8 protein-coding genes and 2 pseudogenes are annotated in these 11,882 nt (G+C 33.7%); 7 read left to right on the forward strand and 3 right to left on the reverse strand.

The window, feature by feature from the left end:
* Positions 1–561 precede the first annotated feature (561 nt).
* Both CN925_RS12065 and CN925_RS12070 read right to left on the reverse strand, forming a co-directional pair.
* Complete coding sequence (locus CN925_RS12065) at positions 562–4,953, reverse strand: glutamate synthase-related protein (protein ID WP_098846474.1); 4,392 nt, start codon at positions 4,951–4,953, stop codon at positions 562–564.
* A 92-nt stretch (positions 4,954–5,045) separates the two neighbouring features.
* Positions 5,046–6,347 (reverse strand): glutamate-1-semialdehyde 2,1-aminomutase, encoded by a 1,302-nt coding sequence (locus CN925_RS12070; protein WP_098846475.1) that lies wholly within the window; start codon positions 6,345–6,347, stop codon positions 5,046–5,048.
* Positions 6,348–6,619: 272 nt separating this feature from the next.
* On the opposite strand from CN925_RS12070, the pseudogene CN925_RS12075 reads away from it, so the two are divergent.
* The 7 genes and pseudogenes from CN925_RS12075 to CN925_RS12100 form a co-directional block, all read left to right on the forward strand.
* Positions 6,620–7,409 (forward strand): annotated as a pseudogene (locus CN925_RS12075) (ABC transporter ATP-binding protein); the annotation flags it as partial.
* Between the two features lie 86 nt (positions 7,410–7,495).
* Positions 7,496–7,633, forward strand: a pseudogene (locus tag CN925_RS21765) (daunorubicin ABC transporter ATP-binding protein); the annotation flags it as partial.
* Positions 7,626–8,417, forward strand: a complete 792-nt coding sequence (locus tag CN925_RS12080; RefSeq protein WP_098846477.1) for an ABC transporter permease — start codon at positions 7,626–7,628, stop codon at positions 8,415–8,417. The pseudogene CN925_RS21765 and the gene CN925_RS12080, both read left to right, overlap by 8 nt.
* A 3-nt stretch (positions 8,418–8,420) precedes the next feature.
* Complete coding sequence (locus CN925_RS12085) at positions 8,421–9,206, forward strand: ABC transporter permease (RefSeq protein WP_098846478.1); 786 nt, start codon at positions 8,421–8,423, stop codon at positions 9,204–9,206.
* Positions 9,207–9,258: 52 nt separating this feature from the next.
* The gene (locus CN925_RS12090) at positions 9,259–9,666 is read left to right on the forward strand and encodes a potassium channel family protein (RefSeq protein WP_098846479.1); all 408 of its coding nucleotides are present in this window, start codon (positions 9,259–9,261) and stop codon (positions 9,664–9,666) included.
* Between the two features lie 23 nt (positions 9,667–9,689).
* Positions 9,690–10,154 (forward strand): thioredoxin-dependent thiol peroxidase, encoded by a 465-nt coding sequence (gene bcp / locus CN925_RS12095; RefSeq protein ID WP_286138335.1) that lies wholly within the window; start codon positions 9,690–9,692, stop codon positions 10,152–10,154.
* 316 nt (positions 10,155–10,470) lie between these two features.
* On the forward strand, positions 10,471–10,908 hold the full coding sequence (locus CN925_RS12100; RefSeq protein WP_098846480.1) for a Fur family transcriptional regulator: 438 nt from the start codon (positions 10,471–10,473) through the stop codon (positions 10,906–10,908).
* A gap of 39 nt (positions 10,909–10,947) precedes the next feature.
* Here CN925_RS12100 and CN925_RS12105 read toward each other — a convergent pair whose 3' ends face one another.
* Positions 10,948–11,307, reverse strand: coding sequence for a YgzB family protein (locus CN925_RS12105; protein ID WP_088014834.1), 360 nt, complete (start codon positions 11,305–11,307; stop codon positions 10,948–10,950).
* Positions 11,308–11,882 lie beyond the last annotated feature (575 nt).

An 11,882-nucleotide genomic window follows, 5' to 3' on the forward strand; every position in this document is an offset into this window, starting at 1 on the left:
TGATTTCCACTACAGGTTGCTCGCTTTCCATGGGGCGAGATTCTTTAGCCTCCTCGACGTGCGCCTGTGGGGTCTCAGCCTTCCCGCATCTCCCATAGGAGCCCGGCACCCTTTCGTTCCAATCATTTTCTTTATGAAAAAGAATAATCTTAAAAACAATAGAATAGTCAATTAAACGAATGAATTTCACATTATTCATCAAGATCAAAATGAAACTAATAATAATAATAATAATACTTACACATCTTTAAAATATTGATTGTCAAAGAGAAAATATTTTAACTTTTGAGTTAATTTAAACATTTATATTTCAATTAAATAAGATGACATAAAAACAATAAAAATACTATTTTTCCTTGAAATTCATATGGTATTCTAATTTTTCAATATTGAATACAATATATTTCAACACTCTGAAAAAGAGGCTGTCTCAAAAGCCCTGTTTGATTAAAAAACCGACAAATTAAAAATGCAAGAATGCTGTTAAATCAACATTCTTGCGTTTTGTTTTTTAAATTTCAAGGCTGAAATCTACTTTTTTTGACTGCCTCTTTTTTTAAATCATTCAGTTGAAACAGATGGATCAGCTTGTTCTTTTTTAGGTTTAATTTGCAAGAAGTTTTGTTCAATATTGTCTAATAAACTTTGAACAAATACAGCTTCTTCATGTTGATTATGTTGAGTTAGAAGTGAAATATATTTCTCTAACAATTCATTTAGATCGTTTTTTCCTGTTTCATCAACCGGTACAATACTCACACTTGCACCTTTTGCAATTCGATTTTGGTAAGCTTCCTTAGTAAGACCTAATTCAGGTGAGCTTCGCACGTAAATCACTCCGCCTGTCATACCTGCACACATCCATGGACCTGGATCTCCTAGAACAACTGCACGACCACCAGTCATATATTCAAAAGCAAAGCCGTTTATATTTGCTTTTGCACCAAGGCGAGTTTTCTGTGAAATAGGTTGACTAGATTGATTACGGCCTCCAATTACTACATCGGCTCCTGATAATCGAATGCCTGCTCGTGAGTCTGCATTACCTTGGATAAAGAATTGTCCTTTTTGTGCTCCATATGCAAAGCATTTTCCGACTGAACCACCAAAGTATTGACCGTTAGCACCTAAAGCTTTACTAATAAAAATCGTTCCACCAAAGGCAGTTTTCGCGACACCATCCTGAGCTCCGCCTTGGACGAATACAGAATAATCTTCCACTGTATAGGTTCCTAAACCGTTACCAGGAATAGATTGATCCTCAAAGCTAATCTCGACAGGGGATGTTACACCTTGTGTTTGTCTTTTAACTACTAGATCATGGATTAATAAGCTACCGGCATGACGATATTCATTATCAACCTTTGCATAAACTCCAACGTCATTACTTTGAAGTACTTTAGCAGATTCTCCATTCGAGAGAATATATTCTTTAGTCTCAATTTTATTAGTAGATAATAAATTTGTTAAACTTAGCGTATCTAAAAATCTTGTTTGTTTTAGGAATTCAGTTTTACCGACAAGATCTTGTGCATTTTTTACCCCTAGTGAACTAACAACCACTTGTAATTCATTTTTGAATGCAGTGAAGAATTGTACTAAATTTGTTACAGCTGTTTCAAGTTGTCTAGGTGTGAATTTTCTTAAACCGTGGCGCATTGCTTCGATTTCTGATTCGATTTGTGTTGCAATACCAACGTGGCATGTATCTAAATGACAACCACGACAAGTCGTACAACCGATTGCAATCATAGATAAAGTTCCAAAGCCGATTCGGTTTGCACCTATAATCATCATTTTTACTACATCATTTACGCTTTTCATTCCGCCATCTGCCCAAATCTCGACAGAATTTCGTAAACCAGATTCTAGTAGTGCATTGTGTGCTGCACGAACACCTATTTCAACTGGTAAACCTACATTTTGAATGGCATGAACACGGGCAGCACCAGTCCCTCCATCAAAGCCACTGATATTAATAAAGTTTGCACCCGCTTTTGCAATACCGACAGCAATTGTGCCAATGTTTGGAACAACTGGGACTTTTACAGCTACTTTTGCTTTAGGATTAACAGCTTTAATTTCGCTAATCATTTGAGCTAAATCCTCAATTGAATAAATATCATGATTATTTGAAGGTGAAATTAAATCAGAACCAAGTGTTGCATTTCTCGTTTCTGCAATTTTTTGTGTAACCTTTGAAGCAGGTAAATGACCACCTTCACCAGGTTTTGCACCTTGACCTATCTTAATTTCAATTAAGTTAGATGAGTGAAGTAAATTAGCATTAACTCCGAATCGCCCTGAAGCAATTTGCTGTCCACGAGTATTTGGATATTTTCCAATCATATCTTGGATTTCTCCGCCTTCACCATTTAAGCTGATCATGTTTAATCGATTAGCGCCTTCAGCGTATGCTCTAAAAGCAACTTCATTTTGAGATCCAAAGGACATTGAACTGATAATAAACGGTAGTGAGTGAGTTCCTATTTCTAATGAAACCTGACTTGAATCAACTGGGTCACTACTCTCAACTAAAGAAAGCGCATGACGTACTGCAGTTGGTCGCTCTTCTTCAATTTGATTTAATTTTTGACGGTATGTTTCATAACTACCCGATTGTGCTGTTTCTCCTATAGCTTTCCAAATTCGAGGGAATACGTGGAAAGACTTTGGCATTGCTGCGTTATTTGCGTTGTAATCTTCAGAACGTTTTTTCGAATCAGCCTCTAATAAATTATATCCGGAAACTGTTTGATCACCGAAGAAATTTATTACGCCTAATGACGAAGCGATATCTTCTTGTAAACCAATGCTACTGAACATTTTTGCATAACCTCGTAGTTCATGCATACCGATTGTTGAAATAACTTTTTCGATTCCTTTATTTAATACATCATATAGTTTGACTATTTTCTCTGGTGATTCCAATTCGGAAATTGTTCCAAAAAGGAAATGAGGATTAATTGCATCTGCGCCTAAACCTTTCATCACCATTAAATCGTGAAGATTACGGACTGCAGCTGTCTTTAAGACAATCGAACAGTTTCTTCTTAACTTAGCATTCACAAGTCCATTATGGATTATTGCTGCAATAAGAGCTGGATCAATCCAGTATTGATTATTCTTATGAGCTTCTTCATCCGTTATAACAATACATTCTGCACCATTTTTTACAGCTTCTACTGCTTCGTATTTATATTGAGACAATGTTTCTTCTAATGGCAAATTAGAAAATGTACTTTGAATGGTATAAAGTTTATTTTCTAATTGATATAAATTTAGAATTTCTTCATATGAAATTTGTTGACGATTAGCTTTTAGTGTATTTCCTACAAAACCATCACCTACTATTGGAGAAGGGAGTTGTAGAACAATTCCTGATTCTTTCTTTGCAATGGATGGTCTTTTTCCTAATAGTATAGAAATAGAGAAATGCTCTGTTTCACGATCACGATCGATTGCAGGGTTCGTTACGACTGCAACTGTTTCTTTCATAAAGTCAGAAAGATTTTTTCGAGTTTCATCTAAACATGCTAGTGGTGCGTCATGCCCTAATGAACGAATAGGTTCTGCGCCTTTTTCTGCCATTTGTTCAACTAATTGAATTTGCTCCTTTTGCCATCCAAATGCTCCATATTCAAACGGATGAATTGAAGGAGGTGAGTGTTCAACGTAATCAGCTAAATTTGCTTCTTGATTTGCTAGATTCATTGTTAATTTTTCGTTTAGTTTACTTGTAACGAAATGCGTTAACTCACGGTGTGTTAATAGTTGAGCACGATCTTTTAATAAATTAATACCAACTTTTTCTCCAGGTGAAAGGGCATGTGGCTCAGTTATAAATAATTCTGGAGAAAGGATGCCTTGCTCAGAAGAAAATACATAATAATCATTTGTTTCAAGTAACCAGACAGGGCGTAAACCTAAAGCGTCGACACTAGCAACAAATTCATTTCCTTCTCTTGTAAGTATACCCGCTGGACCTTGACAATATGGACCGAATGTACTTCGAATTGTATTGTAAATGGAGTTTACTTCTGGATCTGATTCATATTCTGCAGGTACAGGCGGGAATAAAAGTTCCATTGCTTCTTTCAAAGAGTAGTTATATTTATGAATTAGCGTCTCGAGTGTTATGTTTACATCTTGTGAATCACTATTTCCATGCAAAATATTTGCGCCAATTTGTTTTGCTTCAATTCTTAATTGTTCGATTGTATTAATTTCTCCATTATGTGCAAGTATGCTAAATGGCTGAACTCTTGAAAACGATGAAGAAGTATTTGTTGAGTATCGGTTATGTCCAACTACTACTGATGATTGAAAATTAGGGTCTTGCAAATCTGAATAGTATGACAATAACGTGTCGATTGTTCCCATTACTTTATAAACGCAAGTTGATTGACTAAGCGATACGACAGTTGTGTTAGTTTTGTTTGTAATAATATTTGTTAATTCAAAAAGGCTTGTGTTTTGACGATTTTTAATTGGAAGTAATGCAACTTGTAAGAATTCGGGTTCTACTTCTCTAGCGATCGGTCCAAGTGCTAATGTACAAGTTTGGTCAAAACTATGATATAAAGTTTCAAAACCATTCTCTTCAAAAATTTGAAGCAAAGTTTGTAATTCTGATTTTTCATCTAAAAAGAAATGTCCGACTGTAAATGAAGGGTGTGAAACGACTTCTGGACTAATTCCTACTGATGTAAGTTTTTCTTGCCAAAGTAGAGTAGGGATGTCGGTCTGAATGCCTACACCATCACCTTCACCGTTTGTAAATCCTGCTCGGTGATTCATTTTTCGTAAACTTTCGGCAGCCATATCGACCGTATCTCTTGTTGGAGTGATCGAACGATTGATAAAAGCAACGATCCCACATGCATCGTGTTCGTGATTGTAATAATCTCTAAATAAACTTGGTGACCATTCTGTTTTTGGTTGAAATTTCATTTAACTACCTCCTAAAAATGTAAAAAATTGATTATTCAGAATTAACTATGTATGAATAGAGGTCACTTCAAGTTGTAGTGACCTCAGATATATCATAGTTTAATCGTAGATAATTTTAAGAACGCATTCCCAACAGCGTTAATTGTTTTTTGAACATCTTGTTCAGTGTGAGCTGTAGTTAAGAACCAAGCTTCATATTTTGATGGTGCTAGATTAATTCCTTCTTCTAAAAGAAGTTTGAAAAATCTACCGAAAACTTCTCCATCTGCTTCTTTTGCTTCTTCATAATTCGTTACTTCGTCAACATTGAAATAAACTGTTAAAGCACCTTTTAAGCGGTTAATTTTTATATGGATGTTGTGCTCATCTGCTTTTTCTTGAATACCTTTTTCAAGAATAGCACCTAGACGATCCAATTCTTCGTAGACACCTTCTTGTTGTAATACTTCAAGACATGCAATACCAGCTGCGATTGATGCTGGGTTACCGGCCATCGTACCAGCTTGATATGCAGGACCAAGCGGGGCAACTGTTTCCATAATTTCTTTTTTACCGCCATAAGCTCCAATCGGTAATCCGCCGCCGATAATCTTTCCAAGAGCTGTTAAGTCAGGTTCAATTCCTAATAGGTTTTGTGCACCTCCATACATAAATCTGAAGGCAGTAATTACTTCATCATAAATGACTAATGCACCATGATTGTGCGTAATTTCATTAACAGCTTCTAGGAATCCTTCTTTTGGTTCAACGATTCCGAAGTTCCCAACAATTGGCTCAACAAGTACGCCAGCTACTTCATGTCCCCATTTTTCCATTGTTTCTGCATATGCTTTAATGTCATTAAATGGAACTGTAATAACTTCATTAGCGATACTTTGTGGTACACCAGCTGAATCAGGAGTACCTAGAGTAGATGGTCCAGAGCCTGCAGCAACAAGTACTAAATCTGAATGGCCGTGATAGCATCCAGCAAATTTAACGATCTTAGTACGACCGGTGTATGCTCTTGCTACACGAATGGTTGTCATTACAGACTCAGTACCGGAATTTGTAAATCTAACTTTATCCATACTAGGAATCGCTTCTTTTAGCATTTTGGCGAATTGTACTTCTAGTTCATGAGGCGTACCGTAAAGAACACCATTTTCTGCTGCTTTAGTGATTGCAGCTGTAATATGTGGGTGAGCATGGCCAGTGATAATAGGACCATATGCTGCTAAATAATCTATATATTGATTGCCATCAACATCCCAAAAATATGCGCCTTTTGCACGCTTCATTGTGACAGGAGCTCCGCCACCAACTGCTTTAAACGATCTTGAAGGACTGTTAACTCCTCCAACGATATGTTCTAAAGCTTCATTATGTATTTCAATTGACTTTTGATTATTCATGGAGTACCTCCCATTATTGATAAAAAAATGAAAGAATTTAACCGGCATCTTTACATTATTTATGTGGTTAAATTACATTCTAGCACGAAATTTTAGCGCGTGGTAAATGTAAGCCTTTACAAGTTGAAAAGAAATTTGAACATTTTGTAGAATCCAGATTTTTCAATAAAATAGTCCGAAAAAATTGGAAACTACATTCTAGTACTTTTTTATTGTACTTAGTTCGTATTTCAAATACACTAAGCGACGGAATAAAAAATGGAGGCAGTCTTATGGAAAACATAATTGAAGTTCAAAACTTGCATAAAGAATTTAAAACTTTCTTGAGTCGCTCTGGTGTAAAAGGTGCATTTAGAGATTTGTTTACAAGAAATTATAGAACAAAAACAGCCGTTAATAATATAAGCTTTTCGGTAAAAAAAGGAGAAATGATGGCTTATATAGGAGAGAATGGTGCAGGGAAGTCGACTACTATTAAAATGTTGACGGGAATACTAACACCTACTTCTGGTGATGTAACCGTTAATGGTTACCACCCTCAAAAAGATCGAGAGCGTTTTGTTAAATCAATAGGCGTCGTATTCGGTCAAAGATCTCAATTATGGTGGGATATTGCTGTACAAGAATCTTTTCGATTACTAAAAAAAGTTTATCAAATACCGGATAAACAATATGAAGAACATATGGGGTATATCATTAAGACATTGGATATTGAGCCTTTATTAGACCAACCTGTAAGAAAGTTATCTTTAGGTCAAAGAATGAGATGTGAATTAGCAGCTGCATTAATTCATAATCCTCCTTTATTATTTTTGGATGAACCAACAATTGGTCTAGATGTATTAGTCAAATTAAAAATTCGCGAGTTTTTAAAAGAGTTAAACCAAAAATATGGAACTACTATTCTTTTAACGACCCATGATATTTCTGATATTGAGGCACTTTGTGAACGAGTAGTTATGTTGGATGAAGGAAAAATCATTTATGATGGAAAACTTGAACAGTTAAAAGGTCAATGGGGAGAAGAGAAAGAAATTCAATTCCAGTTTATTAAGCCTGTAAATCATACCTCATTAAATGAATTAATCGGACGAACAGATGTTAAATGGAAGGAAGAAGAAGGCGAAAATATTTGGAGTGTTACATTACCGAATGATGAAACGCTTATTTCTATGATTATTGCGAAAGTTGTTCAATCAAATCCTGTTAAAGATATGAAGATGTTAGAAATTTCTACAGAAGAAATTATACGAAATATCTACCAAGAAGGTATTAGTAATGAGTAAGTATATGGAAATCATTCGAATCCGTTTTTTAATGATGTTAGCGTATCGTACGAATTATTACACTGGGATTGTTATTTATACAATCAATATAGGCGCTTATTTCTTTTTATGGAAGGCGATTTATGGTCACCAAGGGTCAATTCAAGGTGTTTCAGTTAACCAGATGACTACTTATGTAGCGATTGCTTGGATGGCAAGGGCGTTTTATTTTAATAATCTTGATCGTGAAATTGCTGAAGAAATTGTAGAAGGTAAAGTAGCAATCGAACTTATTAGACCTTATAACTATTTACTAACAAAAGTGATGCAAGGATTAGGTGAGGGGATTTTTAGATTCTTTTTCTTTTCAATTCCAGGCTTTATAATCGTTGCTTTAATTTTTCGTTTGGATGTTTCATTTAATTTAAAAACTTTAGGTTTATTTTTACTTGCATCGATTTTCAGCTTTGCAATTAATACACAATTGAATTTATTAACAGGGTTAATGGCATTCTTCCTTCAAAATAATATGGGATTTATTCAAGCTAAACGTGTCATTATTGATTTGTTTTCAGGTTTAACGATTCCGATCACATTCTTTCCGGTTTGGGCACAAGATGTAATGAAGTATTTACCATTTCAAGGAATCAGCTATATTCCTAGTATGATTTTTGCCCATGGCATAAAAGGCGAATTGATTTTAAGAGGCCTTTTATTTCAAGTAATTTGGATTGTTATTTTATGTATCCCTATTACTCTTATATGGTATAAAGCGAAAAAGCATCTTGTTATACAGGGAGGTTAAAGAATGTTTTATTTAAATATATTTCTTCAATATTCAGGTCAGTATTTAAAAACGAAATTACAATATAGAGCAAATTTCTTTTTATCATTTTTATCAGATTTGATGGCTCAGGCTGTAAATTTAATTTTTATATTATTAGTTTTCAATCATACTTCACTTATTGAAGGATGGAATAAAGACGAGATCGTATTCATTTATGGTTTCTTTTTAGTTCCATTTGCTCTTTTTGCTTCATTTTTTAATATTTGGGATTTTAATGATCGTTACATTGTAAAGGGAGAGTTTGATCGTATTTTAACTAGACCAATTCATAGTCTTTTTCAAGTAGTATTAGAGAAAATGGAGTTAGAATCTTTACTAGGTGCTATTACTGGATTGATTATTATGATCTTTGCCGGATTTAAATTAGGACTTTCAATCACTTGGTATGATCCATTTTTATTTCTACTGATGGGTTTTGGGGGAATGTTTGTTTATGCTGGTATCTTTATTGCTTTAGCAAGTATCGGTTTTTGGTCAGATGCAAGAACGTCCATTATGCCGTTAATGTATAATATAGGAAACTATGGTCGTTATCCGATTAATATTTATCATCCAATCATTCGCTTTGTATTAACGTGGATTTTACCATTTGCATTTGTTGGTGTTTATCCAGCTGCATATTTTTTACGTAGAAGTGAATGGTATGTCTATTCATTTTTAACGCCTGTTATGGGACTAGTTGTTTTTATTATATCTGTGTTAATTTGGAACCAGGGGGTAAAAAAATATAAGGGTGCTGGGAACTAAGCAGTATTCTATTTCAATAGCTTGTTTCATAAATTGAAATGAGGTGATTGGAATGGGAACTGCTTTTTTCTTTTTTGTTGCTATATTTGCGATTTTGTATAGTCTAGTGTATTTATGGAATACTTCAACTACAAAAGTCAATAAAAGTCTTATTTCAATTAATAATTACATTCTTTTATTTTTAATATATGGAACGGTTCTTATAGGCTTTAGCGCAGTGTATTTTATACTTGATCGGGGACCACATCCGATTTTAATTGAGCATTCTATTCCTATTGAAGGGACTAATTACCATATAATGGGGTTATGCTTATATTTTAGCGCAATCACCCTTTTGTCAGTAGGTTATGGGGATATTGTACCAGTGGGAATCGGAAGATGGGTTGCTATGGTAGAAGCACTTATCGGTTATACGATGCCAGCAGCTTTTGTTTTACAAGTATTTAAAGATGAACGTTAATAATTAAGATTAAGGAGATTGTTATGACTGTTGAAATTGGAATGAAAGCACCAGAATTTACTTTACCAGCTAGTAATGGAGAAGATGTAGCTTTATCAGATTTTAGAGGAAAGAAAGTAGTTCTCTACTTTTACCCAAAGGATATGACACCAGGTTGTACTACGGAAGCTTGTGACTTTAGGGATTCATATGAAAAGTTTATGAATAGTGGAACTGTCATTTTAGGAATAAGTCCTGATCCTATAAAAAGACATGAAAAATTTATAGAAAAACATCAATTACCATTTTTATTACTATCAGACGAAACAACTGAGATTGCAAAGTTATATGATGTTTGGAAGTTAAAGAACAATTTTGGTAAGGAATATATGGGAATAGAGCGTACAACATTTTTAATTGATGAAGAAGGTTGTATCGAAAATGTATGGCAAAAAGTTAGAGTAAAGAATCATGTTGAAGATGTTTATAGTGCAATCAATCATTCATAAAATTTGTACAAACTATTTTAGGGCAATTAACTTGAGTTTTCTTAAGTTTTTTTGAGAAATAATCGTTTTATCTAATAAAATCGAGCTTTTCGTCTATACCTATATTGCTTTAGGGAATATATTGGTGTATAGGGCATACCTCCTCAGATGATAGCATATTGAAGTGCGAGAGAATTCTCGCACATTTTTTTTGTTTACTGCGATTGGTAATTTTTTTTAGAAATTCTCAAAAAGTTGACAAATATTCTTGCGGTTGAATAAACTAATAATAAGTAATTAAATTTGGAACTATTTTATAGAAACGGGGAGAGCGGCGTTGCATAAGGAAAATATTCAAGATGCAATTTCACATTTAAAGAATAGCGGCGTACGTATTACACCTCAGAGGCATGCAATTATAGAATATTTAATAGGAAGTGGAACACATCCAACTGCTGATGAAATCTATAAAGCACTTGAGGGGAAATTTCCAAATATGAGTGTGGCAACAGTTTACAATAATCTCAGAGTATTACGTGAAGTAGGGATGGTTAAAGAGTTAAACTTTGGTGATTCCTCTAGTCGTTTTGATTATATTACAACTGATCATTATCATATTATTTGTGAAAAATGTGGTGAAATGAATGATTTTCATTACGATGGATTGGAAGGAATCAATCTATATGTTGAAAAGGAAACAGGATTTGAAGTAACCAATCATAGAATGGAAGTATACGGTATTTGTCCTAAATGTAAAGAAAAAACATTATCATAATAAAGCACATTACAAAATTGTAATGTGCTTTATTTATTGCTATTGTTTAGCATTTCGTTTGCTATTATATTTTTCATTAAATTCTTTTCCTTCTAATGAAGGATCTAATGTAAGTGGCTCATTGCAATACATACAGATGTCAACTTTTCCAAGCATTTTAGTCGTTTTGTTACAATTCGGACAGATAACTTGAATTGTTTTTGTAGACAGCATTCCGATCCAAAAATAAACAACTGTACTACCAATAATGGCTAAAAATCCTACAAGCATAAATATCGTCATAACAATCTTATGCTCTCTGAAAAACACACCACCATACATAATAATGAAGCCAATAAATAATAATGAAAGTGCAAACGTTCTTATATTATTAATTTTACTACTTTTCTTTTTTGCCACTTTGTCCACCCCATTCATTGTAAATATAGCATAAATGAGATAGGAAATGTTAGTGCTAACATGGAAAACTATCTGAAATGAAATTGAAGAATTTTGAATTTAGTTAAATTCTGGATTTCTCTCTATTACTGATTGATTGTATGCTGGTGGTTATCTTCTATTATAGTGTGAATGGTTAATTCTACTTTTTTCTTATTGTTATTCAAACAATGAGAATGAATAATCTATTTATACCCCTTTAGGCGATTGATGATATTAAACAATTTGTTATTACTAGGAAGCTTTCAATGAACTTTATTAGTGTATTTACTTTGTTATTATTAGAAGTATCATCTCTATTTTTTAATATACAAATACACTTGTATTCTTATTATAAAAGAGTTTTTATCTTTTTTTGAAAAAAACGTTTAAAAAGTGTTGACGGTATGGATTATCGATGTTATATTATTTTATGTCGCCAAGAGATAACGGCGTCGAAAGAAAAAAGGTTTTAAAAAAATGTTGACAGGCTCTTCTGAGAATGTTAATATGAAAAAGTCGCGAATGACGCGACGGTGTGAACTTTGAAAACTAAA

The organism is Bacillus sp. AFS055030, assembly GCF_002574545.1.
Taxonomy (GTDB): domain Bacteria; phylum Bacillota; class Bacilli; order Bacillales; family Bacillaceae_G; genus Gottfriedia.